General features: G+C 71.2%; 27 protein-coding genes. 13 read left to right on the forward strand and 14 right to left on the reverse strand.

From position 1 onward, the window contains the following. Positions 1-187: 187 nt before the first annotated feature. Positions 188-400, forward strand: coding sequence for a hypothetical protein (locus tag OJ997_RS02045; protein ID WP_270023330.1), 213 nt, complete (start codon positions 188-190; stop codon positions 398-400). Here OJ997_RS02045 and OJ997_RS02050 read toward each other — a convergent pair. The 4 genes from OJ997_RS02050 to OJ997_RS02065 are packed head-to-tail and all read right to left on the reverse strand — an operon-like array spanning position 397 to position 4,937. After that, positions 397-2,262 (reverse strand): HD domain-containing protein, encoded by a 1,866-nt coding sequence (locus tag OJ997_RS02050; protein ID WP_270023331.1) that lies wholly within the window; start codon positions 2,260-2,262, stop codon positions 397-399. The two genes, OJ997_RS02045 and OJ997_RS02050, sit on opposite strands and share 4 nt — an antisense overlap. 56 nt (positions 2,263-2,318) lie before the next feature. Further along, positions 2,319-2,690: a VOC family protein gene (locus OJ997_RS02055; RefSeq protein WP_270023332.1), complete on the reverse strand. Its 372-nt coding sequence runs from the start codon at positions 2,688-2,690 to the stop codon at positions 2,319-2,321. A gap of 5 nt (positions 2,691-2,695) precedes the next feature. After that, positions 2,696-3,643: an RNA polymerase subunit sigma-70 gene (locus OJ997_RS02060; RefSeq protein WP_270023333.1), complete on the reverse strand. Its 948-nt coding sequence runs from the start codon at positions 3,641-3,643 to the stop codon at positions 2,696-2,698. 28 nt (positions 3,644-3,671) lie between these two features. Further along, positions 3,672-4,937, reverse strand: a complete 1,266-nt coding sequence (locus OJ997_RS02065) for an RNA polymerase sigma factor (RefSeq protein WP_270023492.1) — start codon at positions 4,935-4,937, stop codon at positions 3,672-3,674. A gap of 96 nt (positions 4,938-5,033) precedes the next feature. On the opposite strand from OJ997_RS02065, the gene OJ997_RS02070 reads away from it, so the two are divergent. Then, positions 5,034-5,618, forward strand: a complete 585-nt coding sequence (locus OJ997_RS02070) for a hypothetical protein (RefSeq protein WP_270023334.1) — start codon at positions 5,034-5,036, stop codon at positions 5,616-5,618. Here the strand turns inward: OJ997_RS02070 and OJ997_RS02075 are convergent, their stop codons facing one another. Then, entirely contained in the window at positions 5,619-6,464 is an 846-nt protein-coding gene (locus tag OJ997_RS02075; RefSeq protein WP_270023335.1) for an SGNH/GDSL hydrolase family protein, read from the reverse strand. 81 nt (positions 6,465-6,545) lie between these two features. Between OJ997_RS02075 and OJ997_RS02080 the strand changes: the two genes are divergently transcribed. The 4 genes from OJ997_RS02080 (at position 6,546) to OJ997_RS02095 (ending at position 11,436) form a co-directional block, all read left to right on the forward strand. Then, on the forward strand, positions 6,546-7,154 hold the full coding sequence (locus OJ997_RS02080) for a peptidoglycan recognition protein family protein (RefSeq protein WP_270023336.1): 609 nt from the start codon (positions 6,546-6,548) through the stop codon (positions 7,152-7,154). 13 nt (positions 7,155-7,167) lie between these two features. Then, entirely contained in the window at positions 7,168-9,003 is a 1,836-nt protein-coding gene (locus OJ997_RS02085) for a beta-propeller domain-containing protein (RefSeq protein ID WP_270023337.1), read from the forward strand. Positions 9,004-9,328: 325 nt separating this feature from the next. Beyond that, positions 9,329-10,840 (forward strand): MFS transporter, encoded by a 1,512-nt coding sequence (locus tag OJ997_RS02090; protein WP_270023338.1) that lies wholly within the window; start codon positions 9,329-9,331, stop codon positions 10,838-10,840. Continuing rightward, positions 10,837-11,436 carry a TetR/AcrR family transcriptional regulator gene (locus OJ997_RS02095; RefSeq protein ID WP_270023339.1) on the forward strand — a complete coding sequence of 200 codons (600 nt, stop codon included), beginning with the start codon at positions 10,837-10,839 and terminating at the stop codon, positions 11,434-11,436. The genes OJ997_RS02090 and OJ997_RS02095 overlap by 4 nt, the downstream gene beginning before the upstream one ends. Here the strand turns inward: OJ997_RS02095 and OJ997_RS02100 are convergent. The 3 genes from OJ997_RS02100 to OJ997_RS02110 all read right to left on the reverse strand — a co-directional run bounded on the left by OJ997_RS02100 (position 11,420) and on the right by OJ997_RS02110 (position 14,540). Next, complete coding sequence (locus OJ997_RS02100) at positions 11,420-12,574, reverse strand: ribonuclease D (protein WP_270023340.1); 1,155 nt, start codon at positions 12,572-12,574, stop codon at positions 11,420-11,422. The two genes, OJ997_RS02095 and OJ997_RS02100, sit on opposite strands and share 17 nt — an antisense overlap. Positions 12,575-12,612: 38 nt before the next feature. Next, positions 12,613-13,596, reverse strand: a complete 984-nt coding sequence (locus tag OJ997_RS02105) for a L,D-transpeptidase family protein (protein WP_270023341.1) — start codon at positions 13,594-13,596, stop codon at positions 12,613-12,615. Between the two features lie 110 nt (positions 13,597-13,706). Then, complete coding sequence (locus tag OJ997_RS02110; RefSeq protein WP_270023342.1) at positions 13,707-14,540, reverse strand: alpha/beta fold hydrolase; 834 nt, start codon at positions 14,538-14,540, stop codon at positions 13,707-13,709. 70 nt (positions 14,541-14,610) lie between these two features. Here OJ997_RS02110 and OJ997_RS02115 point away from each other — a divergent pair, with 70 nt between their 5' ends. Continuing rightward, positions 14,611-15,294, forward strand: a complete 684-nt coding sequence (locus tag OJ997_RS02115) for an EcsC family protein (protein WP_270023343.1) — start codon at positions 14,611-14,613, stop codon at positions 15,292-15,294. Positions 15,295-15,342: 48 nt separating this feature from the next. Beyond that, complete coding sequence (locus OJ997_RS02120) at positions 15,343-16,233, forward strand: 3'-5' exoribonuclease YhaM family protein (RefSeq protein ID WP_270023344.1); 891 nt, start codon at positions 15,343-15,345, stop codon at positions 16,231-16,233. Here the strand turns inward: OJ997_RS02120 and OJ997_RS02125 are convergent. Both OJ997_RS02125 and OJ997_RS02130 read right to left on the reverse strand, forming a co-directional pair. Further along, the gene (locus OJ997_RS02125; RefSeq protein WP_270023345.1) at positions 16,230-17,306 is read right to left on the reverse strand and encodes a glucose-1-phosphate thymidylyltransferase; all 1,077 of its coding nucleotides are present in this window, start codon (positions 17,304-17,306) and stop codon (positions 16,230-16,232) included. The genes OJ997_RS02120 and OJ997_RS02125 overlap by 4 nt on opposite strands. After that, positions 17,285-18,517, reverse strand: coding sequence for an MFS transporter (locus OJ997_RS02130; RefSeq protein ID WP_270023346.1), 1,233 nt, complete (start codon positions 18,515-18,517; stop codon positions 17,285-17,287). The genes OJ997_RS02125 and OJ997_RS02130 overlap by 22 nt, the downstream gene beginning before the upstream one ends. Positions 18,518-18,580: 63 nt before the next feature. Here OJ997_RS02130 and OJ997_RS02135 point away from each other — a divergent pair, with 63 nt between their 5' ends. Then, on the forward strand, positions 18,581-19,192 hold the full coding sequence (locus OJ997_RS02135) for a GntR family transcriptional regulator (protein WP_270023347.1): 612 nt from the start codon (positions 18,581-18,583) through the stop codon (positions 19,190-19,192). A 346-nt stretch (positions 19,193-19,538) separates the two neighbouring features. Here OJ997_RS02135 and OJ997_RS02140 read toward each other — a convergent pair whose 3' ends face one another. Both OJ997_RS02140 and OJ997_RS02145 read right to left on the reverse strand, forming a co-directional pair. Further along, positions 19,539-19,985 carry a pyridoxamine 5'-phosphate oxidase family protein gene (locus tag OJ997_RS02140; protein WP_270023348.1) on the reverse strand — a complete coding sequence of 149 codons (447 nt, stop codon included), beginning with the start codon at positions 19,983-19,985 and terminating at the stop codon, positions 19,539-19,541. Continuing rightward, the gene (locus OJ997_RS02145) at positions 19,982-22,006 is read right to left on the reverse strand and encodes a helix-turn-helix transcriptional regulator (RefSeq protein ID WP_270023349.1); all 2,025 of its coding nucleotides are present in this window, start codon (positions 22,004-22,006) and stop codon (positions 19,982-19,984) included. Before OJ997_RS02145 ends, OJ997_RS02140 begins: the two co-directional genes overlap by 4 nt. 106 nt (positions 22,007-22,112) lie before the next feature. On the opposite strand from OJ997_RS02145, the gene OJ997_RS02150 reads away from it, so the two are divergent. Beyond that, on the forward strand, positions 22,113-22,748 hold the full coding sequence (locus tag OJ997_RS02150) for a response regulator (RefSeq protein WP_270023350.1): 636 nt from the start codon (positions 22,113-22,115) through the stop codon (positions 22,746-22,748). Beyond that, positions 22,745-22,954 (forward strand): histidine kinase dimerization/phospho-acceptor domain-containing protein, encoded by a 210-nt coding sequence (locus OJ997_RS02155; protein WP_270023351.1) that lies wholly within the window; start codon positions 22,745-22,747, stop codon positions 22,952-22,954. Before OJ997_RS02150 ends, OJ997_RS02155 begins: the two co-directional genes overlap by 4 nt. A 3-nt stretch (positions 22,955-22,957) precedes the next feature. Here OJ997_RS02155 and OJ997_RS02160 read toward each other — a convergent pair whose 3' ends face one another. After that, on the reverse strand, positions 22,958-23,671 hold the full coding sequence (locus OJ997_RS02160) for an alpha/beta fold hydrolase (protein ID WP_270023352.1): 714 nt from the start codon (positions 23,669-23,671) through the stop codon (positions 22,958-22,960). A gap of 44 nt (positions 23,672-23,715) precedes the next feature. After that, positions 23,716-24,579, reverse strand: coding sequence for an acyl-CoA desaturase (locus OJ997_RS02165; protein ID WP_270023353.1), 864 nt, complete (start codon positions 24,577-24,579; stop codon positions 23,716-23,718). Positions 24,580-24,685: 106 nt separating this feature from the next. On the opposite strand from OJ997_RS02165, the gene OJ997_RS02170 reads away from it, so the two are divergent. After that, on the forward strand, positions 24,686-25,951 hold the full coding sequence (locus OJ997_RS02170) for a PucR family transcriptional regulator (RefSeq protein WP_270023354.1): 1,266 nt from the start codon (positions 24,686-24,688) through the stop codon (positions 25,949-25,951). 5 nt (positions 25,952-25,956) lie between these two features. Then, complete coding sequence (gene rfbD / locus OJ997_RS02175) at positions 25,957-26,802, forward strand: dTDP-4-dehydrorhamnose reductase (protein WP_270023355.1); 846 nt, start codon at positions 25,957-25,959, stop codon at positions 26,800-26,802.

A 26,802-nucleotide genomic window follows, 5' to 3' on the forward strand; every position in this document is an offset into this window, starting at 1 on the left:
TCACCCTGAACTTTCGCGTGTCAGCGCCTGAACATAAAGACGCGTCCGGTGGACGCTCTAAGGTTCGCGCAGTAATTTGTCCATGTCTTCGAGCTTGCCTTCATGCTGAGGTCCTTCAATGGCGAATAGGTTCATGATGGCTTCTGACAAACCGCCCACCGTCTCCCCTGCTGACTATCAGCGCGCGGTGTTGCGTAGCCTCGCCACGGGCCCGCAGACGCTCAGGGAGCTGCAGCGCGACGTGTGTGAGCGCGTCGGCCGGTCGGACGACTCGCCGGTGGAAGCCCAGCTGGACGCGATGGTGAGCGCGGGCATCGTCAAGCACCGCGACGGGAAGTTCGCGCTGAGCGACGACGGCCAGCGACTCGCGCCGCTGGTACCGGAGCCCGCCGCCAACTAGTCGTCGTCGGCGATGGCGATGCCCTTGATGAAGGCACGCCACTGCACGGCCAGGAAGCGCGCGAACGTCTCGTTGAACGCGCGCCGCAGCTGCTCTTCCATGAGGGCCGGCGGGTCGTCGCCTTCCACGAGCAGGAAGTAGGCGTACAGCCGCGGCCGGGCCTCTTCGGCCGCGTCCAGCGCGGCGACGAGCGGCGACGTCTCCCGCATGGCCGCCGGCTCGCGCTGAGTCATGTGCCAGAGGCTCGCCAGCTGCCCCTGCGTGCGGATGGCGCGGAAGCCGGTGTAGCCAGTCGCCCAGAATCCGCGCCGCCCGAGCACGGTCCCGTGCTCGGCCTGCAGCTGCGTGTCGAGCGCGTGCCGCCAACTGCGTTCCGAGAGGAAGATCTGCGCAAGGACGTTGATGCCACGCATGCGGTCACCGCCTTCCCCGACCAGCGCGTGATCCAAGCGGTCCCGATACCCACGAACACGTTGCTCGCCGGCACGGCGCGCGTCGGGCAGCTCCTCGTTGCAGATCTCGACGAGCATCCGCCCCACCGAGTGCTCGTTGACGAGATCGTTGGCGACGACCTGGAAGTCCTCGATCGTCTTCCAGACCGAGACCATGCACTGTCGCCGCGAGAGCGCCACGTCCGTGAACGTGATCAGCTCGTTCAGCCGGTCTTTGACGCGCGGCTCGAGGCGCGTCGTCTGGTTGCGCAGGAGCGCCGCGGTCGCGCTCGCCCCCTTCAGCCACTCGACGATCGTCGAGTCGTCGACCCCCGCCTGCATCTGCATCGACAGCCGCTGCAGCACGTCGCGCTCGCGGTCGGTGTCCGCGTGGTCGGTGGCGATCGCCGTCCGGCGCCGCACGTCACGTAGTACCGGTCGGATGTAGTTCAGCGTCGGGACGTGCGTCTCGAACAGCTCGCCGACGACATGCCGATCGGCGAACACCTCGACCTCGGACGCCTCCGAGCGCAGATCCCAGGCAAGCTGCACCGCGCGAGCCAGCGCTTCGTTGGTCCCGACGACGCGGTGGTGGTAGATGATCCACTTGTAGCTCTGGGTCCGCTGCACGAGCAGCGTCTCCACCGCCGAGCGGGCCCGGGCCGAAGGCGCGACCCGGAACTTCATGTCGTACCGGCGGATCTCGAGCGCCTGGATCAGCCGCACGTAGTCCACGGCGCCAAACTCGGTGCCCGCGCGCTGCGCGTCGCGCATGAGGTAGTCGATCCGGTCGATGTCGATCTCGCTGGCGAGCACGGAGTGCAGCACCGCCCCGGCGCGGTGGTGCTCGTCGGGATCGACTCGCAGGATCCACTCGGCGACCGCGGCGGCGTGCGGATTGAGATGTTCGAGCACCGTCGCCGCGAGCAGCGTTCCCGCCGCCTCGTGGAACTGCCCGGGCCAGATCCGCCCCCACTCCTCCTTCTGCTCCTCGCTGAGCCAGCCGTGTACGAGCGTCGCGAAGAACGGCTCGAGGACGTGCGAGAACGGCGGATGGCCGAGGTCGTGCAGCAGCGAAGCGGCAGCGAGTCCATCGTCGACGACCTGGACGAAGTCGTCGGGATCGTTCGAGAGCGTCACATTGGGGCGGAACTCCTCGACCTCCGCGATCATTCGCTTGCGGAGCTCCGCCATCGTCTTGACGTCCGTGTTCTCGACGATCGCGGCCCACGCCTCCCGGGCGAGATGCATCGTGCCCAACGCGTGCTCGAACCGCATGCCCGTCGCCGACGGGCACACGCTTGATGTCATCGACGTCTGCGAGACGCGCCGCAGCCGCTGCACCAGCGGATGGTCCACGACGGGCACGAAGTTGTTCGGGACGCGGACATAGCCATAGATGGGGTCGCGAACCACTCGAAGCTCAGGCACCGCGCGACGCTACCACGGCTACTGAACTAATGCGTAGCGTGCTCGTCAGCCGGTGTTCACTCCTGCAGGACCGCGAGGATGTTCCCGGCCGGGTCGCGGAACCAGGCGATCGGCGGGCCGGCGTCGCGGACGATGCCGCGCTCGTCCTGCTCGAACCCCTCGTAGAGCTCGAAGTCCACGCCCCGCTCGAGCAGCTCGTCGACGGCCGCGTCGATGTCCTCGACGGGGAAGTTGAGGATCGTGAAGTTGGCGGGCTCGTGGTCGGGCTTGGGGTAGATCAGCGTCTCGCGCGCGCCGCCCGCGAGGTGCAGCGTGAGGATGCCGTGCGCCTCGGAGACCTCGATCCCGAGCACGTCGGCATAGAACGCGCGCGCAGCCGGGATGTCGGGCACCGCGAAGCCGCTGAAGGCCTTCGTGTCCTTGAACATGTCAGTTAGGACTCTCGCACCTCGGCCAACTCATCGGGCAGGCCGAACGCGGGGAAGAGCGAGGCGCCGAACGTGGTGATCTCGGCGATGCCGCCGGCGCCCGCACGGATGACGTCGAGCTTGAACGCGCGGAACACGGTGTCGCCCGGCCGGCGCAGGTACGACGCGGCGCACGGCATCCGGTTGGCGCTGGTCGGCACGAGCCGCCACTCGCCCATCGCGACCGCCCGCGCGATCAGCGGGCGCAGCGTCTCGCGGCCCTCGAAGACGTCCGGGTTGGGCGGCATCGAGACGCGGATGTCCTCGCGCATCAGCGCGGCCGCGGCGGACCAGTCGCCGCTCTCGTGCGTGGCGATGAAGCCCTGCAGCAGGCGCTGCTCGTCCTCGCTCAGCGCGTCGCGCTCGGCGTCGTGCGCGGGCAAGCGCTCCTTCAGCGTCGCCCGCGCCCGCTGCAAGGCGCTGTTGGCCGACTGCACGGTGAGCTCGAGCATCTCGGCCGTCTCGATCGCCGACCACTCGAGCACGTCCCGCAGCACGAGCACCGCCCGCTGACGGGGCGGGAGCAGCTGGATCACGGCCATGTAGGTGAGCTCGATCGTCTCGCGCGCGACGACCACCGCGTCCGGCTCCTCGGCGCTCGGCGCGACCTCGTCCAGCAGCCGGTCCGGGTAGGGCTGCAGCCACGGGATCTCCCCCTGCGTGGGCGCGCGCCGCTTCTTCGCCCGCAAGCCGTCGAGGCAGACGTTGGTGGCGATCTTGTACAGCCACGCCCGCAGCCCTTCAGCGCCGCTGAGGCCCGCCCGCGCCTTCCACGCGCGCAGGAAGGCGTCCTGCAGGGCGTCCTCGGCCTCGTCGAACGAGCCGAGCATCCGGTAGCAGTGGACGTGCAGCTCGCGCCGGTGGCGTTCGAGTGCCGCGTTGAAGGTGGACTCGTCGAGGCTCATGGCGGTCATGACGGTGAAACGTCGTGACCGCCGCAAACTAACCGGTCGGCGTCGGCGTCTCGACCGCGAGCACCGTCGGCGTCGCCGCGGGGGTGACCGTCGGCGCGGCGGTCGGCGCGACCGTGGGCGCGAGGGTCGGGGTCGGCGTGGGCGTGGCCTTGCCACGCGGCGCTTCGCCCGACTCGCCGCCCGCGTCGCCGCCGGCGCTGACGCCCGTGCCGACAAGCTGGGGGTTCGGCTTGTACCCCTTGGGCTTGCGCTTCTTGGTGACGGCCGTCGGCGTCGGGGTCGGCGTCCACGTGGCGGTCGCCGTCGCGCGCGCCAGCACCACCGTCGCGGCCGGCGTCGGCGTGGCCTTCGGCTTCTTCTTCTTCTTGTGCTTGTTGGCCGGGACGAGCTCCGCCGTCTTCGGCGTCGGGGTCGCCGTCCTCACGATCGCCGGGATCCCGACCGTGACCGACGGCGCGGCCGCGACGCCCGTCCCGACCGCCGTCAGGCACGCGGCGGTGCAGAGCTTCGCCGCGCCGATCTGCGCTTCCCACGCCGGGTTGAAGGCGATCAGGTCACGCACCTTGTCGCGGAACCCGGCCGTGCGGACGACGAGCCCGATCGGGATGAACAGCGCGACGCGCCGGCGCCGGCGGATCGAGCGGTGCGCGCGCTCGCACGCGCGGCAGGACTCCAGGTGCAGCGTGACCATGCCCGAGAGCCGCACGCCCCGCGCCGCCGCCGACTCCATCTCCACGCGCGCCTCGCCGCAGTCCAGGTCCGCCGCCTCGAGCCGGTGGTGCAGCGTGCGGCGCGACCGGGCGACGAGCGACTTCGCGGTGTCCGCGGGCACGTCGAGCGCCGAGCCGATCTCCTCGAGCGAGCGCCCTTCGAGCGCGCTGAGCTTGAGCGCCGTGCGCTGGCGCTCGGGCAGCGAGCTCATCGCCGCGACGACGCGGCCGAGCTCGTGCGCCTGCAGCGCGCGGGCCTCGGGGTCGTCCGCCACCTTCGCCGCCGCACCCGCGTCCAGCGGCAGCGCGTCGCGCTCACGCCGAGCGAGGTCTAAAGCCCGCCGCCACGCGATCGTCGACAGCCACGCGCGCACGTCCACCGGGCGCGTGCCGCCGACCAGCGCACGGTGCGCGGAGAGCAGCGCCTCCTGGACCGCGTCCTCGGCCAGCTCGGGCCGGAAGCGACGCGCGACGTAGCGCAGCAGCGGCTCCTGGTGGCGCTCCACGAGCTCGTCGAACGCGCGCTCGTCGCCGTCGCCGGCCCGTGCGGCGAGCCGGCGGTCGTGCTCATGGTCGTCTGACATCCGCACGTCAGACGCACGATCGAGGGGAAGGTGTCGCAGCTTCTCGAACATTTCGAAGTGCCGACACCACGGGGCGGAGCGGCCGACGTGGAAGGTATGCGAACCACCCTCCTCTCCACCATCGCGCTAGCCACACTTGCCATCGGCGCGAGCCCCGCCGCCGCCCAGCTCTCCGGCGGCGGTGACGGCGGCGCCGGCCCGGCCTCCGGCGGCGGCAGCGGCGGCGTCGAGCTCGTCGGCCCCGAGGACATGAAGCCCGTCGCGACCGAGATCACGATCTCCGACGCTGCCGGCACCGGGGTCAAGACCCTGTCCTGCGAGTGGACGGAGCCGCAGGAGGACGACATGCCCTGCATCCGCTTCCAGGGCGACCCGCAGACCGCGTTCGCGGCGATCGAGGAGCACGGCGGCGTCCGTGCCGATCAGGTCACCAAGACCGAGCACGGCGAGATGGCGATCGCCTACTCCAAGCGCGCCGACGGCACCTGGCTGATCCGCAGCAAGGGCACGATCGACGGCGAGTACATGCACTTCGGCCGCGTCTGCACCGCCGACGGCCAGAAGTGCCAGATCTGGGACGCCGACGGCGCCAAGCTCGCGCAGAAGAAGGTCCGCGCCGCCGCGTCGAAGCTGCGCTCCGGGAAGATCGACAACTCGAAGCGCAGCCCTCGCCGTAAGTAGCTAGGCCCCCGCCGCCGCCGCGGCGACCGGTCCGGCCACGCCCTGCATGCCGCGGGCGTTGGGATGGAACGGCGCCGCGGCGTTGCCGGGGATCAGCGGCTCCACCCAACGCGTGCCGGAGGACTTGCACGCGTCCTTGCCGAGGCTCGCCGTGTAGGCGTCCACGAGCCGCGCCCCCGCCTTGCTCGCCTCGCGGGCGATCATCGCGTTCAGCTCGAGCTGGATCCCGCGCACGTACGGCACGTCCGCCCACGCCATCGGCACCTGCGGCCAGCAGCCGGAGCCGCTCGACGGCAGGATCGCCTCGTAGTTGAGGACCAGGATCCGCGCGCTGGTGCGCGCCTTGATGCCGGCGAGCACGGCGGCGACCTTCGGCGCCGTCGCGGTGATCCGCGCGCGCAGCTCGTCGACCCCGTTGCGGACGTACTTGTCCTGGCACGGCCGGCCGAACGGGTTCGCGGTCTGGCAGTTCGTGAGGATGTCGGTGAAGCCGATGTCGTTGCCGCCGATCTGCAGCGACACCACGCGGGTGTCGGCGGCGATCGCGTTCAGCTGCGGCGGGTTCGTGCCTGCGTACGTGCTCTGCGGCGTCGTCATCTCCGCCGTCTCCGCACCGCTGCAGGAGGCGTCGTTGAGGGTCTTGCCGAGCTGCGCGGACGCGAGCCGCGCGTAGTTGCGCGTGGAGCGCAGACAGCCGAGCGGGTTGAGCGTCTGGCTCGGGATCAGCGGGCCGGCGGCGAACGAGTCACCGAGCCCGACCCAGTAGGCCGCGTTGGCGGACGCCGGGGCGACCGCGAGGGCTCCAACCGTCGCGGCCGCAGCCGCGAGCGCGCGCAACTTGAGCACGTGCACTTCTCCTCCCGCCGGGGATGACGCTGGACGGCCTTCGAGGTTCCTCCGGTTCTGACGACCTGTCAAATTGGAACCGTGCTCGCACTGATCGTGTCCGTGCTGGCCACGGCCGCCGCGCCGCAGCCGACCATCGTCCAGAAGCCGATCCCGTTCCCGCGGGCGCGCAAGACGCAGATGGCCGCGTACTCCAAGCGCCACTACGGGATCGACTCCTACCGGCTGCGCGAGCCGAAGGTCATCGTCGAGCACTACACGGTCACCGAGACCTTCCAGCAGACCTACAACACGTTCGCGCCCAACAACCCGGACCCGGAGCTCAAGGAGCTGCCGGGCACGTGCGCGCACTACGTGATCGACCGCGACGGCACGATCTACCAGCTCGTCCCGCGCTCGATCATGTGCCGGCACACGGTCGGGCTCAACTACACGTCGTTCGGGATCGAGCACGTGGGGATGAGCGACGGCGACGTGATGGGCAACAAGCGCCAGCTCGCCGCGTCGCTGCGGCTCACGCGCTGGCTGCGCTGCCGGTACGGGATCGCGACCAAGGACGTGATCGGCCACAGCGAGTCGCTCTCCTCGCCCTTCCACACGGAGCGCGTCGAACGGCTCAAGCAGCAGACGCACGGCGACATGACGCGCGCGACGATGAAGAAGTATCGGGCGCAACTCGGCGCCTGCTGAGTACCTTCACCGCATGAGATCCCTCGCGGCGGTCACGCTCGTCCTGGCTCTCGTGTGCGCCGACGCCGCGAGTGCCGCCACCAAGAAGCAGCGCCCACGCCTGAAGGCGTTCGACTCGTGCACCCAGCTGGTGGACTACGCGCGCGCCGGGGCGCAGCGCACGGCCGGCGGTGTCGGCGTGACACCGCGCGTCGCTCCGCAGCCCACCGACGCTGTCGTCACCCCGCCGCTGATGCCGCCGCCGAACGCCCGCGCGGAGGACGTCACCACCGCGGCGCCGGTCTCCGGCGGGACGGAGGTCGGGGGGACTGTCGAGTTCTCCGGCACCAACGTGCAGGAGATCGGCGTCGACGAGCCCGACATCCTCAAGACGGACGGCCGCCGGATCTTCGCCGTGACCGACAAGGCCCTGCGCGTCGTGGACGTGGCGAGCTCGACCGTGACCGGCGTGCTCCCGCTCGAGGGCTCCGGCCACAAGCTGCTCCTGCGCGGCGATCGGATCCTGGCCGTCGCGTCCAAGGGCACCGACGCCGGGCCGGAGCCGCGCCCCGTCGCCCCGGAGTTCGCGCCGACGGCGCCGGTGACGATCGTCACCGAGATCGACGTCTCGGGCGCGCCGAAGGTCATGCGCACGATGGAGGTTCCGGGCCGCTTCGTCGACGCGCGCCAGAACGGCGCGGTCGCGCGCCTCGTGATCGACTCGGTCCCACAGCCGATCGCGGAGCCCGCCGACGCCGACGTGCGTGACTTCCTCGGCCAGACCACGCTCAAGAGCAACCTGTCGGGCAAGACGTTCAAGCGCAACCTCGCGCCTTGCGACGCCGTCACGCGGCCCGCGCAGTTCTCGGGCCTGGACGTGCTGGCGATTCTCACCGTCGACCTGGACCGCGGCATGTACTCGCTCGACCGCGACGGCGTGATGGCCGGCGCGCAGGTCGTCTACGGCTCCGGGGGCTCGCTCTACGTCGCCAGCCGCCGCTACATCCGGGCGGTCGAGACGACCGGCCAGGCGCCGGAGGGCGTGCAGACCGAGATCCACCGCTTCGACATCTCCGACCCCACGAAGACCGTGTACCGCGCCTCGGGCGCCGTGCCCGGGTTCGTCTTGAACAACTACGCGCTCTCCGAGCACGAGGGCAAGCTGCGCGTGGCCACGACCGAGGAGCCGACATGGACGCCGGGCACCGCCGGGACGCCCAGCCAGAGCACGATCACCGTGCTCGACCAGCAGGCGAACAAGCTCGTGCGGGTCGGCTCGGTGACCGGGCTCGGCCAGGGCGAGCGGATCTACGCCGTGCGCTTCATGGGCGACAAGGGCTACGTCGTGACCTTCCGCCAGATCGACCCGCTCTACACGCTCGACCTCGCGGACCCGACCGCGCCGAAGGTGGTCGGCGAGCTCAAGATCCCGGGCTACTCGGCCTACCTGCATCCCGTCGGCGAGGGCCGGCTGCTCGGCATCGGCCGGGACGGCGGCGACGTGCAGGCGTCGCTGTTCGACGTGTCCAACCTCGCGAATCCCCAGCGCCTGGCGCTGCACTCGTTCGGCTCGGGCTTCACCCCGGTCGAGAACGAGTCGCACGCGTTCCTGTACTGGGCGAAGTCGAACCTGGCCGTGATCCCGCTGCAGACGCACGCGGCGCCGCAGTTCGCCGGCGTGGCGGGGCTCACGATCGGCCCGAACACGCTCAGCGAGCTGGGCCGCATCGCCCACCGGGCGACCGACCGCGGCAACACGCCGATCGAGCGCTCGTTCGTGATCGGCGACCGGCTCTACACGCTGTCGTACCTCGGCGTGCAGTCGAGCGCGCTCGCCACCTTCGGCGGGCTCAGCTACACCGCGTTCTAGGCGCGACGTGGCCCTTTAAAGGGGTAACGCCGCGGCGCTTGGAGGAGAGGGGTTCCAAGCGCCGCGGCGTTGAGGGTTGCTCACGTCCAGGAGAGGGGTTAGGACGCGAACGCTGTCGTGGCCAGGAGGGTCAGGAGGGTGTCGGCCACGACGTTGATCACGAAACCCATGGTGGACCCCTTCCTCAAGGTTCCGGTAAGCCGACCCTCAATTGTCCTTAAGGGCTTCCCCAGCTGTTCATTAAGGCGTGGGGGGTGCGGCTACCACGAGTATCGAGACGAGACGGTTGCGTTTCGTATCTATCGGCGTTACTGTCGGTCGAGTTATGAAACGGAACAGTCTCGTTTCGAGCGAAGCGCTCGACCCCCGCCGCTGGTGGACGCTTGCCGTCCTGTGCCTGTCGCTGCTCGTGATCGGGCTCGACAACACGATCCTCAACGTCGCGCTGCCCACGCTGCAGCGCGACCTCGACGCCACGACCTCCGAGCTGCAGTGGATCGTCGACGTCTACATGCTCGTGTTCGCGGGCGTGCTGCTCACCGCCGGCTCGCTCGGCGACCGCTTCGGCCGCAAGCGCGCGCTCACGCTCGGGCTGCTGATCTTCGGCTTCGGCTCACTCGGCTCCGCGCTCGCGGAGGACCCGGCGCAGCTGATCGCCATGCGCGCCGTGATGGGCGTCGGCGGTGCGTTCATCATGCCGTCGACGCTGTCGATCCTCACCGCGACGTTCCCCGCGCACGAGCGCGGGAAGGCGATCGGCATCTGGGCGGGCTTCTCGGGCCTCGGCATCGCGATCGGCCCGGTCGCGGGCGGCTGGCTGATCGAGCACGCCGATTGGAGCTGGATCTTCCTCGTGAACCTGCCGATCGTGCTCGGCGCACTCGTCGCCGGCCGCTGGCTCGTGCCCGAGAGCCGCGACGAGTCGGCACCACAGCTCGACCTGCGCGGCTTCACGCTTTCCTTCGCCGCACTGTCGACGCTGATCTGGGGCCTGATCGAGGCGCCCGCGCGCGGCTGGACGGACGGGCTCGTCCTGGCGGCCTTCGCGGTCGCGGCCGTCGTGCTCGTCGCCTTCGTCCGCTGGGAGCGGCGCGCGCCCGCCCCCATGCTCGACATCGCGCTGTTCCGCAACCCGCGCTTCAGCGCCTCGAGCGCCGCGATCTCGCTCGCCTTCTTCGCGCTGTTCGGGATGATCTTCTTCCTCACCCAGTACCTGCAGATGGTGCGCGGCTACGACGCGCTGGAAGCGGGCCTGCGCACGCTGCCGGTCGCGGTCGGGCTCATCCTCGGCGGGCCGTCGAGCGCCAAGCTGGCCGAGCGCTTCGGGCTGCGCGTGGTCGTGCCGCTCGGGCTCGTGCTCGTCGCCGGCGGGATGTCCCTGCTCGCGCTCGCCGACGCGGACTCCGGCTACGGCCTGATCGCCGGCATGCTCCTGCTGCTCGGCTACGGGATCGGCACCGCGATGGCACCCGCGACGGACGCGATCATGGGCTCGCTGCCCGAGGCCAAGATGAGCGTGGGCTCGGCGATCAACGACACGACCCGCGTCGCCGGTGGCGCGCTCGGCGTGGCGGTGCTCGGCTCGCTCCTGGCCAGCGGGTACCGTGGAGACATGGACTCGTTCGGCGGCCTGCCCGAGGTGGCGCGCGACTCGCTCGCGGGCGCGCTCATGCTCGGCGACCCGCAGGTCGCGGCCGCCGCCCAGGACGCGTTCGTGTCTGGCATGCACACCGCCGCGCTCGTCGCCGCCGCCGTCGCGCTCGCGGGCGCCGCGATCGCCGCGATCTTCCTGCCCAGCGAGGAGCGCGCGCCCGCGCGGGAAGCCGTGGCAGCTTGAGCGACGTCGAGACGCGACCCCCGGGGAGGCCTCGTTCCGCCGAGGCGGACGAGGCCATCCTGCAGGCCGCGCTCGAGCTGATGGCCGCCGACGGCTACCGCGCGCTGACGATCGAACGCGTGCGGGAGCGCTCCGGCGTCGGCAAGGCGACGATCTACCGGCGCTACGGCTCCAAGGAGGAGCTCGTGCGCGCGGCGATCACCCACCTGAACTCGGACATCCCGCTGCCCGAGGACACGGGCTCGATCCAGGGCGACTTCGCGGCGACCGCCCAGCTCGTGCTCGCGGGCGCCGCGAAGACCGGGGCGCTGACGCTGATGCCGCGGCTGCTGTCCGAGGTCGTCGGCGAGCCCCAGATGCACGCGCTCTTCTACGAGCACCTCGTCGAGCCGCGCCGCCGGGTGGTGCGCGGCATCGTCGAGCGCGCCAAGGCGCGCGGCGAGATCCGTCAGGACGTGGACACCGACATGGCCATCGACCTGATGGTCGGCCCGTTCATCTACCGGCTGATCATGGCCGGCGGCGACGCCGCCGGCATCGGCAGCCCCGTCGACCTGCTCAACACCGTGATGGCCGGGCTCACTCCGAGGGCGTGATCTGCACGCGGCCGCTCTGGACGCGGATCGTGCGGTTCCCGTGCAGCAGCTCCAGCAGCTCGTCGCCGACGAGCTCCCGGCGCCAGCCGCGCAGCGTGCGCACGTCGGGCTCAGTCTGCTTGCGCCGCGCGGCGACCACGATCGGCGACAGGTCCGCGCGGGCCGCGATCAGCTCATAGGCCAGCCCGGCCTCCTGCGCGCGGGAGCGCACCAGGGACTCGGCCAGCGCGATCACCGGACCGTCGGCGGCCTCCGTCGGCGAGCGGTCGCCCTCTTCGAGCTTGATCGGCTCGGCGCCCTTGCCCACCTCGATCGCGGCCATCAGGTCGTCACCACGGCGGCGGACGACGTCGGGCGTGATCCCGCGGATCTGCGCCAGGTCGCGGCGGGTCGCAGGTTGGCGCTTGGCCAGCTCGACCACGGTCGGATCACGGACCACGGCGCCGACCGGGCGGTCCTCCTTGGAGGCGGTGCGCTCACGCCAGGCCGTGATCGCCTGCGCGACGGCGCGCTCCTTCGGGTCCAGCCCGCTCACGCGCGGGAGCCGGCGCCAGACCTCGTTCGGGTCGCGCTCGTCGGTCGCCTCGGCGATCACCACGCACTCCTCGCGCGCCCACTCGAGCCGGCCGCGCTCACTCAGACGACGCTGGATGTCGTCCGCGAGCGGCATCAGGTGCTCGACGTCGCCGCGCGCGTACTTCATCTGCTCCTCGGTCAGCGGACGCGCGTCCCAGCGCGTGAAGCTCGCGGTCTTCGGGAGCCGGATCCGCAGCACGTCGTGCAGCAGGCCGTTGTAGCCGGCCTGCGCGCTGAAGCCCGCGAAGCCCGCCGCGACCTGCGTGTCGAAGACGTTCGTGAACGTCGTCTTCCACTCGCGCCGCAGGATCGCCACATCCTGGCGACCGGCGTGGAGCACGATCTCGATCGCCGGGTCGGCGAGGACCTCCGCGAGCGGCGTCGGGTCGAACGTCGACGTCAGCGGGTCCAGTACCTCGACGTGCTCGCCGACCACGATCTGCACGAGGCAGAGCAGGGGCCGATAGCGGCCCTCGGGCATGAACTCGGTATCCAGGCCGAGCCGTCCTTCCGCCTTCGCCATGTCGGCGAGGCGGTCTACCTCCGTCTGCAATTCCTGCATGCTTGCGCGACCCTATCCGGGCGCGAGCGCGCCGTGTGTCAGTTTCCGATCAGGACCGGCGTGCCGACGGGCACACGCGGATACAGGTCGACGACGTCCGGCACGGTCATGCGGATGCACCCGTGCGACGCGCGCGAGCCGATCGAGCCCGGAGCGCCGGTGCCGTGGATGCCGACGCCGTTGACGATGCCCATCCAGCGCGCCTTCAGGGGATTCTCGGACGAGCCGCCCGGCACGACCTCGTTGCGGTAGGCACCGGCCCACGGCGAGTCGGGCGCCGTCCAGGCGGGGTTCACGGCCTTGTTCTGAATCGAGTAGCGACCCGTCGGCGTGGAATAACCTGGCGCGCCGACCGCCACGCCGTAGGTCTTCGAGAGCTTGAGGTTCTTGAACAGGCGGAGCTTGAAGTTGCCGCGGTCGATCGTGACGATCGTGTTGTAGGCCTTGCCCAGGCTGCCCGTCGTGATCTTCGGCTTGACGGCCACCGGCTCGATCTGGAGCTTGCGGACCGCCGCCGGGTCGCCCAGCGTCGTGGAGACGAGGGTCACGAGCGCCGTCTTGTCGATCGAGCGCCCGTCGCGGTGCTCGACCTTCGCGATCTTGGTCAGCTTGATGTCCACACGCGCGTCCCGCGGAGCCACGTACACGCCCTTCGCGACCTTGTCGGCGTAGGCCTCGACCTTGGCCTTCTTGAAGGTCACGTACAGCGGCACGTTGACCGGGCCCGTGTGCGGGGCCACGCCGGCGTTGTAGGCGCGGCGGGCCGACTTGGACGCGCTGAAGCTGAAGCCGAGCTCGTTGGTGCGCACCAGGAAGCGACGCCCGGCGACGCGCGTCGACAGCGGGCTGTTCATGCCCTGCTTGGCCAGGAACGCGATCTTGTTGGTCGCCTCGGTCAGCGTGAGGTTCGACACGTCGATGCCGCCGGCCGCGACACCGGGGGCGATGCGCGGATCGGCTGCGTGCGCCGACGGGGCGGCGATGGTCAGCGAGGCTAGGGTCAGCAGCAAGATCCGGCGCATGGGCAAAAAGCCTAGCCGGACCTCGAACGTTGCAACTTATCTGCCGAAGATCCGCGAAGCGATCTTTGAAATCTGATCGCTTAGCGCCGACGCAGTCGGCTGCTGCGACATCAGATCCCGAACGGAAGCAGAAGCTCCACCAAGCGGCCGGTCGCCTCGAGCTGCGGGTGATGACCGCAGCCCTCGATCAGCTCGACCTGCGTGGTGGGCAGCGCGTCGAGCGCCATGCGCGCGTCCGTGTGCGGGAGCATCCGGTCGTAGGCGCCCCAGACGAGCAGCACCGGGCAGCGGATGCCGACGAGGTCGAACGGCGCGTTGGCGAGCTCGGGGGCCAGCTTGCGGCCGGACTCGAGCAGCGCGGCGACGTCCGCGCGGGTCTCGCTGTCGACGCCGAACGCGTCGACCACGGCCCGCTGCGCGTCGCTGAACGCGAGCCGCCGGTGCGCGCCCTTCTGCCCGCGGCGGAGCAGCTCACCCGGAACCGGGACCGGCATCGACAGCAGCCGGCGGACGATCGGGTCCTCCTCGATCGGGTCGAACCAGGACGGCATCTCGAGGCCGTCCGGCGCGACCGGGACGACGCCCGCGAGCTTGAGGTCGCCCGGGTGCTCGGCCAGCCGCAACGCCAGGCAGCCGCCCAGCGAGGAGCCCGCGATCACGACCGGCTCGTCGTTCGCCCACGTGCGCACGAGCTCTGAGGCGAAGACGTCGAGCTGCGGCAGCACGGCGCCGGGGGCGAGCGGGGTCGCCTCGCCGAAGCCGGGAAGGTCGACGGCGATCGCGCGCCGCTCGCGCGCGGCGAGCTCGAGCAGGAGCGGACGCCAGGTGTCCGCGGAGTGGCTCCAGCCGTGGAGCAGGACGATGCCCGGACCGTCTCCGGCCACCTCGAGCGCGCGCGTCATGTGACCGGCCAACTCAACGCGGTGCTCGAAGACGGTGGGCATGTCCAGAGGCATACCCGCTCATCGGCAGTCAGTGACACGCTGTCAAGTCGGGGCCACTATGTTGGACGAAATGAGCGACCCGGACGAGTCGGCCCGCCCGCCCGCATCGCTCCTCGAGCGACTGCGCGCCGACCCGGTCCGCGCACCCGAGCATCTGGCTCTGGCGGCCGCCGATCAGTTCGGCCCGCCGGCCGCGGCGTGGGCGCACCGGCAGCGCAACGTGTTCGGCAAGCACCCCGTCGAGCTCGGCGAGATGGCGCGCAAGCGTCACGCGAACTTGGCGAGTGCCGAAGGCGCCGCGGCCGGCGTAGGTGGGCTCGTGACCCTCGTGCCCGACCTGGTCGCGCTGGCGTGGCTGCAGTCACGGATGGTGTTCTTCATCGCCGGGGGCTACGGCTGGGACCCGCGTGACCCGATGCGCCCCGCGGAGCTGCTCGCGCTGACCGGCCTGTACGCGGACCCGGCGGGCGCGCGCGTGGCGCTCGACGGCGCGGGCGCGAGCGTGGCCGAGCATTGGGTCGGCTCCAAGCTCCAGCGCGACGAGGCGGTCGCCTCCAAGCTGCTGAAGATGGTCGGCAAGAGCGGGGCCAAGAAGGTCGCGGGCAAGCTCATCCCGGGCTTCGCGATCGCCTTCAGCGCCGTCTCGAACCGGCGCGACACGAACGCGCTCGGCAAGCGCGCGACCGGCTTCTACGGCGGCACCGTGGCGCCGATGTACCGCGACGCGATGCCGCAGTCCCAGCTCCCCCGCTGACCGCGCTCGCAGGTTTCGTCCGGACCAGGACCTAGGGTTCCGCTTCCAATGCGCGTCCGCGACCTCACCCCCGGGCAGGAGATCGACCAGGTCCTGATGGTCCGGACGAGCGACGCGCGGCGCGTGATCTTGGGCGACCGCACGGGCACGTTGGAGTGCCCGCCGTGCGAGATCGCCGCGGGCACGTGCGTGCGCGTGTCCGGCACGGTCGAACCCCGCGGTCGGCTGGCGGTGCGCGCGGTGCGTGACGCCGTACCCGGCGAGTACGACCTGGATGACCTGCTGGACGGCCCGCGGATCCCCGTGGACCGGATGGAGGCCGACCTGCGCGCGCTGATCGAGACGATCCAGTGCGACCACCTGCGCGGCCTGCTGGACCGCGTGTTCGGCGTGGGTTCGGCGACGTGGGAGCAGTTCCGCGAGGCCCCGGCCGCGAAGCGCTTCCACCAGGCCTACCGGCACGGGCTGCTCGAGCACTCGCTGACGGTGGCGCAGGGCGTCTCGGCCATCAGCGCGACGTTCGGGGGCGTGGACCGCGACGTCGCCGTGACGGGCGCGCTGCTGCACGACATCGGCAAGCTCGACGCCTACACGTCGGACCCGCTCGCGATCGACATGACCGACCTGGGCAAGCTCCAGGGCGAGATCCCGCTCGGCTACTACCGCGTGCGCCGGATCATCGAGGACCTGCCCGGGTTCCCGTCGGAGCTCGCGGTCGCCGTGCTGCACATCATCCTCAGCCACCACGGCCAGCTCGAGCACGGCTCGCCGGTCGTGCCGTGCACGCGCGAGGCCACGCTCGTGCACATGATCGACAACCTCGGGGGCCGGCTCGGGTCGTTCGACCGGCTCGAGAAGGAGCTCCCCGAGGGCTCCGCGTGGTCCGGCTGGGATCGGGCTCTCGGCGGGGGCGCGTGGTTCGCGTCCCGCGCCGCTTAGAGGATTCCGATCTCCGACGAGTCGCCGACCATGAAACGGTAGGCGCGCGGCTGGCTCTGGCCGCGGACGATCTTCACGTCACGGCCCAGCAGGCTGGACTCCATCCGCCCGTCGAGGCCGCGGACCTCGGAGTTCTCGAGCAGGATCGAGTGCTCCACCTCGGAGGAGTCGATCGTGCAGTGCCGGCCGACGGCGGTGTACGGGCCGACGTAGGCGTCGACCAGGCGCGCGCCGGCGCCGATGATCGCGGGGCCGCGGACGGTGCTGCGCTCGAGCACGGCGCCCGGCTCGACGATCACGCGGCCTTCGATCTGCGAGTCGATCAGCTGGCCGTCGACCTTCTGCTCGACGGTCTCCAGGATCAGGCGGTTCGCCTCGAGCATGTCGGCGAGGCGGCCGGTGTCCTTCCACCAGCCGCGGACGACGTGGGACTCGACCGGCGCGCCGACGTCCACGAGCCACTGGATCGCGTCCGTGATCTCGAGCTCACCGCGCGGGGACGGCTGGATCGACTTCGCGGCCTCGTGGATGCGCGGCGTGAACATGTACACGCCGACGAGCGCAAGGTCCGTGGCGGGCTCGGCGGGCTTCTCGACGAGGCGGGTGACGCTGCCGTCGGCGGCCAGCTCGGCGACGCCGTAGTTCTGCGGGTCGGGCACCTGCGTGAGCAGGATCAGCGCCTCGGGCTTGTTCGAGCGGAAGTTGTCGACCAGGTCCTCGATACCGCCCTGCAGGAGGTTGTCGCCGAGGTACATGACGAAGGGGTCGGTGCCCAGGAACGGCTCGGCGGTCAGCACCGCGTGCGCGAGCCCGAGCGGCGCGGACTGGGGGATGTACGTGATCTCCACGCCGAACTGCGAGCCGTCGCCCGCGGTCTCGCGGATCTCGTCGCCGGTCTCCGGCGCGATGATGATCCCGATCTGGCGGATGCCCGCCTTGGCCATCGCCTCGATGCCGTAGAACAGCACCGGCTTGTTCGCGACCGGGACGAGCTGCTTCGCCGACGTGTACGTGATCGGGCGAAGGCGTGTGCCCTTACCGCCCGAGAGAATCAGGCCCTTGAGCTGCTCCATGGGAGCGGCAGGCTAGCGTGGCGGACCGTCTGGAAGGCTCCCCATGCGGCCAGCGCGAGCAGCGGCGTGAGCGCGAGTCGGTAGTCCAGGTGCACCGAGACGAGCAGGCCGATCGCCGCCTGGCCGATGATCGCCGCGCCGAAGCCGCCGATGTTGACCATGCTCGACGCGCTCCCGCCGCCCTCGCGGGCGAGGTCGAACGCGAGCATGCTGGCCGCGCCACCGAAGGCCGCCGCGGCGAGCACGAACGCGATCAGCGCGAGCGGCGGATGCCCGCCCGGCCAGCCGAGGAGCACGGCCAGCCCGGTCGCCGTGGTGAGGGCGACGCCGCTGGACAGCGCGCCGCGGACCTGCGGGTTGCGACCGACGAGCAGCCCGAGCATCGGCGCCGAGAGGCCGAAGACGATCACGGCGCCGGCGAGCAGCGTGGCGGCCGTGGCGGGCGAGACGCCCTGGCCCTCCACCAGGTACGGGTACGCCCAGAGGCCGGTGAGCGTGACGAACGGCGCGTTGAGCGTGAAGTGCACCCACAGCCCGTGGCGCGTGCCCGGCGAGCGCCAGGCCCGGCGCAGCGCGGGCATGATCGGCGGGTGCTGCACGGGCGCGACGGTCTTGATCCGCAGCCCGGACGACGCGGGTGTCGCGGCCGGCTCGTCCGGCCGGTCCTGGATGCGGTTGACGGCGGCCAGCGCGAGCGCCGCGGTGAGGATGCCGCTGGCGGCGAACGTGGGCGTCCAGCCGATGCCGGACAGCGCGGCCGACAGCGGCGCCGTCGAGAGCAGCTGGCCGAACGCGCCGCAGGCGGCGGTCAACGCCGCGGCGAGCGCGTAGTGGCGCGCGGGCAACCAGTGCGCCGCGACCCGGAGGACGTTCAGGAACATGCACGCGTCGCCGATCCCGACCAGCGCGCGGCCGACGATCGCCAGCTCGATCGACGGGCTGACCGCGAACAGCAGCTCCCCGACACCCATCGCCGTGAGCCCGAGCCCCAGCGACCGTCGCGGCCCGATCCGGTCCGCCAGCAGCCCCGCCGGGATCTGCATCAGCAGGTACATCGCCAGCTGCACGGTCGACAGCACCGCGATCGTGCCCGTGGTCACCCCGAACCGCTCGGCCGCATCGATCGACGCGACCCCCAGGCTCATCCGATGGAAGATCGCGACGAGGTAGAACGCCGCCGCCAGTGCCCACATTCGCCAAGCCGCGGTCATGTACGCGCATAGTATCCAACATGTATGCATGACGTACACCACGCGTATGCGTAGAGTCCGCGCATGTCCGCCTCCGAGCGCGCCTACCGCCACGTCAAGGACCGCATCCTCGACGGCTCCCTCCCGGGCGGCGAGCTGATCAGCGAAGGCGAGATCGCCGAGGCGCTGGAGATGAGCCGCACCCCGGTCCGCGCCGCCTTCGGCCAGCTCGAGGCCGAGGGCCTGCTGCGCCTCTACCCCAAGCGCGGCGCGCTGGTCGTGCCCGTCTCGGCCTCGGAGACCGAAGCGGTCATGGAGACGCGCTGGGTGATCGAGCGCTACGCGATCGAGCGCGTCATCGAACGCCCCGGCGACGTCCCGGAGCTGCTCGCCGCCTCAGTCGCGGCCCAGCCCGGCCTCGAGGGTCGCGAGTTCGTCGAGGCCGACCGCGAGTTCCATCGCGCCCTCGTCGCCGGCACCGGCAACGAGATCCTGCTCGCGCTCTACGACTCGCTGCGCGACCGCCAACGGCGCATGGCCCACGCGACCGCCCGCCGCGCCGAGATCCGCGAGCGCTCGATCCGCGAGCACGGCGACCTGGCCGACGCGCTCGCCGCGGGCGACCGCGAGCGGGCGCTGGCGGTGCTGCGCGGGCATCTGGACGGAGCGCTGGCGACAATCCGCGGGCGCGGGTAACGGCAACGGCAACGGCAACGGCAACGGCAACGGCAACGGCAACGGCAACGGCAACGGCTGATCACACCCGCGGGCGCCGCGTCAAGCAAACTCGCGCTTCGCGGCGAGCCCGCTTGACCCGACGCGGCGGGCGTGATGCGGGCAGGTGAGGAGGGTTCCCCTCACTGAGTGAACGCTCAGGCGTTCACCTCGATTCGACCACAAGCGACCAGCCGCGCACGTGCCGTCGAGGTGATCCGTCAGTTGACCCCCCTGAGGGGCGTCAAGTGACGGATGACCCCACGAGGCGGTGTTCGTTTCGCTTTCGGCCCTCGCGAATCGCCCGACGCGGCGGCAGTGGGTGTGTTTACCCGGAGCCGTAGAGCTTGCGGTGGTCGAACGAGCTGATCGAGAGCACCTCGAACTGCAGCGCGACGCGCTTCGCAGCCACGCGCGCATCCACTTCAGAACCATCGCCGTAGCGGGCGCTCAACGCGTTGCCGATCTCAGCCACGAGCGTCGAATCGCGGTGCACCGCCGCCCGCGCCTTGACCATCACGCCCCGCAGCTGGTCGTACGAGTCGCCGGCCTCGACCTGCAGCGTGCACCGCGCGTCGCGCTCCAGGTTCACGACCTTCTGCGACTTGCCGTAGGTCCAGCCCCAGAGCTCGCCGTCGCGCACCACGAACCACAGCGGCATGAGGTGCGGAAACCCGTCGCGGCCCAGCGTCGCGACCGTCACCACCCGCTCCTCGTCCAAGAACGCGAGCACCTCGTCGGGCGACATCGCGATCTCGGCGCGGCGGTTGCTCATGTCGCTCGGGCGACCAGCTTCTCGGCGGCGTCGAGCACCGCTTCGCGCGCGTCGGCGGGTTCGAGCACGACGGCGTCGCCCGCTTCCTTGAGCACCTCGCGCACGAGGAAGTCCAGGCCCTTGAAGGTGATCTCCACGACGACCGCGCCGCCCTCGACCTCGGTGAGGACGGGGCGCTGCTCGCGCGCCCAGCGGGCCTGCTCGGCGCCGACGTGCACGCGCGCGCTGCGCGAGCCGCCGATCCGGCCGGTGCGCGGCCAGCCGCCGATGTCCGCGGCGACGTCCAGCTCCGAGTTCGGTTCGAAGGTCTCGTCAAGCACCTGGGCGGTCTTGATCCGGTCCAGGCGGAAGTGGATGAGGCGTCCGCGCGAGCGGTCCCAGGCGGCGATGTACCAGCCCTCGCGCGAGTTGATCCGGCCGTAGGGCTCGACGACGCGCTCGGAGTACCGGTCCTGGGACTGCGTCCAGTACTCGAGCTCGAGCAGCCGGTGCTCCTGGATGGCGATCTCGGCGCGGTGCATGATGTCGTCGTCGACCTTGGGCGAGACGATGTGCAGGCCTTCCTCGACCGGGTCGAAGCCGAGCGCGTCGACGACCTTCGAGCGCCCGCTCCGCAGGTCGGCCTGCGCCAGGCCGATCAGGTCGATCGCGGCGACCAGCGCCTTGGCCTCGATCGGCAGCAGCCGCGCGGGCCGGTCGAACGTGTCCGAGTAGGGCTCCGGGTCGACCTCGATCTCGCCGGTCGGCTTGACCTCGGCGTAGATCACGTACGCGCCGCCGCCGAAGTTGACGACGTTCAGGACGGCGATGTCCTCCCGCAGCTCGGTCGGCGAGAGCTGGAGCTGCTCGCAGACGTCGCCGACGAGCAGCGTCTCGCCCGCCTTGCCGGCGCTGATCAGCACGGTCGCGAGCGTCACGAGCCGCGCGAAGCGCTCCGGGCGGATCGCCGCGTCACCGCCGCGTGAACGGCCGTTGGACTCCACGGGCACGGGCACGGCGGGCGCGCGCGACGGCACGACCGCGGGCGCTTCACCGCGGTGGTCCTCGATCAGCTTGTCCACCCGCTCGCGCGCGTCCTGGACCAACTCAGGCGGCCCGACGATCCGCAGGCCGAACTCCAGCGCCCACGAGATGAGCAGACGCGCGATCGAGTAGTCCGTCTTGTAGACGCCGTTCTCCAGGGTCCCGTAGTCGCCGTACTGGCGCTCGATGTACCACTCGAGGTTCTCCGGGATCTCGAGCTCCGCGGTGCCCTTGGTGTCCCCGAGCTGCCACGGGATCCGGTTCGCGTACAGGCGCGGGTCGAAGTCCTCGGGGCGCTGGAAGTCGTGCTCGGCCTTGGTCGCGTAGGCGACCTTCCCGCGGATCCGCGAGAGGCGGAACTCACGCACGTCCTTGCGCTCGTGCGACCACCCGACGAGGTAGAACTGGCCGCCTTCGAAGAGCAGGTGGTACGGGTCGACCTTGCGCTGCTCGGTCGCGTCCCGGCCCATCGTGTGGTACTCGAACTCGATCCGCTTGCGGCGGTAGATCGCGGTGTCGATCTTCGCCAGCCGCGCGCTCGTCTCGCCGCCGCCGGCCGAGGCCGTGATGCCGAGCCCGATCGTCTGGCGCGAGTCCGACCCGAGCGGCGAAGGCCGGCCCCAGGTGATCTGCTGCAGCGCGAGCCGCAGCGGCTCGGCATACGCGAACTCGCCGTCGAGCAGCGTCAGCGCGGTCTGCAGCGCGGCGCGCTCGGCGTCCGTGAACGCGATCGGCGGCAGGTGGAAGGCCTCCGGCGCGAGCGAGTAGTTCTCCTGCTCGGAGAAGCCGTCCGTGGGCTTGTCCACACTGAGGTGGATTCCGAGCGCGTCCAGCTCGGCCCGGTCGGCATAGAAACGTCGAGCGAAGGCGTCCTCGGTCATGTCCGAGTAGCCCTCCACGTCGCGCCTGATCTCCGTGGCCGTGACCGGCCGCCGCTCCGCCATCAAATACGAGATCAGCGACAGCTGGCGGATGAGCTTTTCCGTGTCCTTCGCCAAACCTCGCGACACCATAGAGTGCCGGGCGAAATCGTAAGCTAGGAGCACCCGCACTTTGCGGGTCTTCAGGGTCGGCCCGGTCCTGCCGACACCAACCGTCCAACCCATGCCTCTTCGCCTTGTGCTGATCGAGGATCACCAGGCCCTCCGCGAGGGTCTCGAGCTGCTGCTCGATCGCGCCGGGATCGACGTGGTCGCCACCTCCGGCACCGCGCGTGAAGGCCGCGAGCTGATCGAGCGCCACGATCCCGACGTCGCCCTGATCGACATCCGGCTCGGGGACGAGTCCGGCATCGAGCTCACCGCGCAGCTCATCGACGCCGACGCCGAGCGGCGCGTCGTCCTCTACACCGGCTCGAGCGAGATCGAGCTGCTGATCAGCGGCCTGGACTCCGGCGCGCGCGGCTATGCGCTCAAGGACGGCACGCAGGCGGAGCTGACGACCGCGCTCCGCACGGTCGCCGAGGGCGGGACGTACGTGGACCCGCGCCTGCACCCCGCGCTGCTCTCCCAGCGCGCGACCCAGAAGCAGAAGTCGCTCTCCAAGCGCGAGCGCGAGATCATGGACCTGCTCGCCCAGGGCATGACCGGCGAGCAGGTCGCGGAGCACCTGGTCCTCTCGCCTGAGACGATCAAGACCCATATCCGCAACGCGATGAACAAGCTCGAGGCCAACACCCGCGTCCACGCCATCGCCATCGCGCTGCGCGAGGGCTTCATCTCGTCGCCCGGACGCTCGTGAGCGAAGAGGACCTCGTGCTGGACGCCGAGGCGCGCCGGCGTCTGCGTCACGACCTGCGCACGCCGCTGACGATCGTCGCCGGCTTCGCGGAGGTGCTCGCGGGCGAGCGGGAGATCTCCGACGCGGACCGGCGCGAGTTCGCCCAGCGCATCCAGGACGCCGCGAACGACCTTCGCAGGCTGCTCGACGACGTCCTGGAGGACTGAGGGCTAGGCGTTCGCGGCCGCCAGGATCGCGTCGATCGTGACCTGGGGGTGCGAGACCATCGAGACGTGCGAGCCGGGCGCCTCGCTGATCGTCGCGCCGGCGCGCTCGGCCATCGAGCGCTGCGTGGCGGGCGGGATGACCTTGTCCTCGGTGCCGATCACGGCCCAGCTCGGCAGGTTCTTCCACGCCGGAGGGCCTGAGGGCGTGGTGTTGGCGGCGAGCGTGATCGGACGCTGGCCGGCGGCGATCAGCCAACGGTCGGCCTCGGGAAGGTCCTGGGCGAACGACGTGTGGACCGTGTCGGGCTTCAGGAACGCCTCGGCGTCACCCTCGGGCGAGCCCGGGTAGCCGCCGATGTCGAACACCACGCTCGGGTCCGGGATGTCGAACGCCGAGCCCGAGCCGCCGAGGATCTGGAAGACGAACTCGCCCTCGTCGGGGATGAACGCGTCGACGTAGACGAGCGCCTTGACGTTCTCCGTCGCCGCGTTCGTGATCACGAAGCCGCCGTAGGAGTGGCCGACGAGCACGACCGGCCCGGACGTCTGCTGGGCGAGGAACGAGCTGATGTACGGCGCGTCGATCGACACCGACCGCAGCAGGTTCGTGGGGGCGAGGACGGTGTAGCCCTGGCCCTGCAGCTCGGTGGCGACGGCGTTCCAGGACGAGGCGTCAGCCCACGCCCCGTGGACGAGCACGATGGTCGGTTTCGACATTCGCCGGACCCTACACGCGGGCGTTTCCGAGTATGTGAAACGCGCTAGCCCGGAGAGAGCTTCTGCTGCTGGCGCTCGGGCGTGATCTCGACCACGTTCCACGCCAGCTTCACGCGCCGCATCCCGCGGATCACCCACGCCGTCGGGTCCAGCTCCCAGCCGCGCAGGCCGTGGAACGCCGACCGCGGGAACGTGTGGTGGTTGTGGTGCCAGGACTCGCCCATCGACAGCAGCGAGAGCCAGGCCACGTTGGTCGAGTGGTCGTCGACCGCGAAGCGCCGGCGGCCGAAGAAGTGGCAGACCGAGTTGATCGACCAGGTCACGTGGTGGACGAGGAAGATCCGCACCGGGCCGCCCCACAGCGCGGCCTCGAGCGCGCCCCGCCAGGTGCCGGTGAACACGAGGCCGAGCAGCGCCGGGAACGCGATCCCGAGCGCCACCCACAGCCCGAAGGTCTTGTGGATGACCTGCATGCCGCGGTCCTCGTACAGGTCCCGCGCGTACTTGGTGTGCTCGCTCGTGCCCGAGTGGTCGAACAGCCAGCCCATGTGCGCGTACCAGAGCCCGGTGACCGCGCCCTTGAGGCCGGTGCCGTGGCCGTGCGGCGTGTGCGGGTCGCCCTCCTGGTCGGTGTGGGCGTGGTGCTTGCGGTGATCGGCGACCCAGTTCATGACCGGACCTTCGACCGCGACCGAGCCCAGGGCGGCAAGGAAGTACTCGACCGGCTTGTAGGTCGCGAACGAACGGTGCGTGAACAGGCGATGGAAGCCGAGCGTGACGCCCATGATCGTGACGACGTACATGAAGGCGAGGATCGCCAGCGACGTCCAGTCCACCCATTGGTCCCACAACAGGACGATCGCCAGGATCACGCCGAGAAACGGCAGGAAGACCCCGGTCAGGTTCAAGGCACGATGGCTCGCAGACACGGCCGTAGGTCTACCCGTTAGGGGTCCCGAAGTTCATGGCGCGTCGCCACACTTACCCCGAGCCATTTCTGTAGGTTGGTGACAAATGGCGACTCTGTCCCCGCCGTCCGCCGACGCGCTGCGCGCGACGTTGCCCGACCTCGCGGACGACATCATCGCCGCGATCGTCAGCGAGGTGCCGGACTACGCGCGGGCGATGGAGGGCCGGTTCGGCGAGGTCGTGCGGTTCGGCGTGACCATCGCGCTCAGTCGCTTCGTCGACGTGCTCAGCGGCGCCAAGCCGAAGTCCGACTCGCAGGCGCGTGACACCTACGTGCGACTCGGGGCGGGTGAGTACCGCGCGGGCCGGTCGCTGGACGCATTGCTCGCCGCCTACCGCGTGGGCGCCAAGGTCGCCTGGCGGCGGTTCGTGGACGCGGGGACGAACGCGGGCTTCGAGCCCGACACGCTCTACGACCTGGGCGCTGGGATGTTCGCCTACATCGACGAGATCTCGGCGGAGAGCGCCGCCGGGTTCGCCGAGGCCCAGTCGGACGCGGCGGGCGAGTCCCAGCGGCGCCGGCGCGCGCTGGTGCGCCTGCTCGTGCAGGAGCCGCCGGCCGCCGAGGAGACCGTGCGCACGGCCGCGCAGGCCGCCGGCTGGACGCTCCCGCGACTGCTCGCCGCGGTCGTGGCGGGCGAGTCGGCCGAGCCGGAGCGCACCGACGAGCTCGACGGCATCGCCGCCCGGCTGGCGCGGCGGCTCGGCCCGGGCGCGGTCGGCGCGGCGGTCGGCGGGATCGCGATCGTGCTGCTCCCCGACCCCGAAGGACCTGGCCGTCGCCGGGCGCTCGAGTCCGCCCTGAGCGGCGACCTGGCGGCGCTCGGCCCGGCGGTCGTGTGGCCGGAGGCGGCGACGTCGCTGCGCCGCGCGTCCGCCGCGTTCCGCTTGGCCGAGCAGGGCCGGCTCGGCGAGTGCGGCGGCGGGGGCGATCCCTCCTCGACGGGCCAGTCCTCGGCCTCCCCAGGCGGCGGGTCTTCGGCCAACCTCGTGGTCGCGGTCGAGCACCTCCCGGCGCTGCTGCTCGCGGCTGAGCCGGCGCTCGCCGCGGACCTCGCGCGCTCGCGCCTCGCGCCGCTGGACGCGCTCGCCGCCGGCCCGCGCGAGCGGCTCGTGGAGACGCTCAGGGCGTGGCTGGACCGGCCCGGGCAGGTGCAGGCGGTCGCCGCCGCGCTCGAGGTCCATCCGCAGACCGTGCGCTATCGCCTGAAGCAGCTGCGCGAGCTGTTCGGGGAGCGGCTGGACGATCCCGAGGCGCGCTTCGAGCTCGCGCTCGCCCTCCGCGCCGCCGACGGAGTTCGCTACACATGACGGCCATGCGCCTACTCGTCACCGGGGCCGCGGGCATGCTCGGCACGGACGTCGTCGCGGCCGCGGCCGCGCAGCACGACGTCGTCGCCTTCACGCGCGGGGACCTCGACATCACCGACGCCGAAGCGGTCCGCGCCGCGCTGCGCGACAGCCGCCCCGACGCGGTGATCAACTGCGCGGCGTACACCAACGTGGACGCCGCCGAGAGCGACGAGGCCGCCGCCACGCGCATCAACGGGGACGGCGCCGGTCACCTCGCCGCCGCGGCGGCCGAGGTCGGCGCGCACATCGTCCACGTGAGCACCGACTACGTGTTCGGAGGCGACGCGACGTCCCCGTACCGCGAGGACGCGCCGACCGGCCCGATCGGCGCCTACGGTCGCTCCAAGCTCGCGGGCGAGGTCGCCGTTGCCGGTGCCGCGCCGACGAGCCACTCGATCGTCCGTACCGCGTGGGTCTTCGGCCCGCACGGCAAGAACTTCGTCGACACGATGCTCCGGCTCGGGCGTGAGCGCGACGAGGTCACGGTCGTCGACGACCAGCTCGGCTCCCCGACCTACACCGGCCATCTCGCGGCGGCGCTCGTGACCATCGCGCAGGAGCGGCCGAACGGCATCCTGCACGTCGCCGGCGGGGGCGAGTGCACGTGGCACGACCTCGCGGTCGCGACCTTCGCGGCGGCCGGGCTGACCGTCACCGCCCACCGCTGCTCCGCGGCCGACTTCGGCGCCCCGGCGCCGCGGCCCGCGTACTCCGTCCTCGGCTCGACCCGCTCCGACGCTCCCGCCCTGCCGGCGTGGCAGGACGGCCTCAACGCTCACTTGACCCAACGGGAGGTACTCGCGTCGTGA

The organism is Solirubrobacter phytolaccae (assembly GCF_027587195.1).
In the GTDB taxonomy this organism is placed as follows: domain Bacteria; phylum Actinomycetota; class Thermoleophilia; order Solirubrobacterales; family Solirubrobacteraceae; genus Solirubrobacter; species Solirubrobacter phytolaccae.

Coding starts and splice junctions, on each gene's coding strand:
- OJ997_RS02125 (WP_270023345.1), bottom strand. CDS start 17,306: ATGGAGCAGCTCAAGGGCCTGATTCTCTCGGGCGGTAAGGGCACACGC.
- OJ997_RS02135 (WP_270023347.1), top strand. CDS start 18,581: ATGTCCGCCTCCGAGCGCGCCTACCGCCACGTCAAGGACCGCATCCTC.
- OJ997_RS02110 (WP_270023342.1), bottom strand. CDS start 14,540: ATGCCCACCGTCTTCGAGCACCGCGTTGAGTTGGCCGGTCACATGACG.
- OJ997_RS02090 (WP_270023338.1), top strand. CDS start 9,329: ATGAAACGGAACAGTCTCGTTTCGAGCGAAGCGCTCGACCCCCGCCGC.
- rfbD (WP_270023355.1), top strand. CDS start 25,957: ATGCGCCTACTCGTCACCGGGGCCGCGGGCATGCTCGGCACGGACGTC.
- OJ997_RS02100 (WP_270023340.1), bottom strand. CDS start 12,574: ATGCAGGAATTGCAGACGGAGGTAGACCGCCTCGCCGACATGGCGAAG.
- OJ997_RS02150 (WP_270023350.1), top strand. CDS start 22,113: ATGCCTCTTCGCCTTGTGCTGATCGAGGATCACCAGGCCCTCCGCGAG.
- OJ997_RS02130 (WP_270023346.1), bottom strand. CDS start 18,517: ATGACCGCGGCTTGGCGAATGTGGGCACTGGCGGCGGCGTTCTACCTC.
- OJ997_RS02060 (WP_270023333.1), bottom strand. CDS start 3,643: ATGACCGCCATGAGCCTCGACGAGTCCACCTTCAACGCGGCACTCGAA.
- OJ997_RS02170 (WP_270023354.1), top strand. CDS start 24,686: ATGGCGACTCTGTCCCCGCCGTCCGCCGACGCGCTGCGCGCGACGTTG.
- OJ997_RS02105 (WP_270023341.1), bottom strand. CDS start 13,596: ATGCGCCGGATCTTGCTGCTGACCCTAGCCTCGCTGACCATCGCCGCC.
- OJ997_RS02140 (WP_270023348.1), bottom strand. CDS start 19,985: ATGAGCAACCGCCGCGCCGAGATCGCGATGTCGCCCGACGAGGTGCTC.
- OJ997_RS02055 (WP_270023332.1), bottom strand. CDS start 2,690: ATGTTCAAGGACACGAAGGCCTTCAGCGGCTTCGCGGTGCCCGACATC.
- OJ997_RS02115 (WP_270023343.1), top strand. CDS start 14,611: ATGAGCGACCCGGACGAGTCGGCCCGCCCGCCCGCATCGCTCCTCGAG.
- OJ997_RS02120 (WP_270023344.1), top strand. CDS start 15,343: ATGCGCGTCCGCGACCTCACCCCCGGGCAGGAGATCGACCAGGTCCTG.
- OJ997_RS02070 (WP_270023334.1), top strand. CDS start 5,034: ATGCGAACCACCCTCCTCTCCACCATCGCGCTAGCCACACTTGCCATC.
- OJ997_RS02160 (WP_270023352.1), bottom strand. CDS start 23,671: ATGTCGAAACCGACCATCGTGCTCGTCCACGGGGCGTGGGCTGACGCC.
- OJ997_RS02065 (WP_270023492.1), bottom strand. CDS start 4,937: ATGTCAGACGACCATGAGCACGACCGCCGGCTCGCCGCACGGGCCGGC.
- OJ997_RS02085 (WP_270023337.1), top strand. CDS start 7,168: ATGAGATCCCTCGCGGCGGTCACGCTCGTCCTGGCTCTCGTGTGCGCC.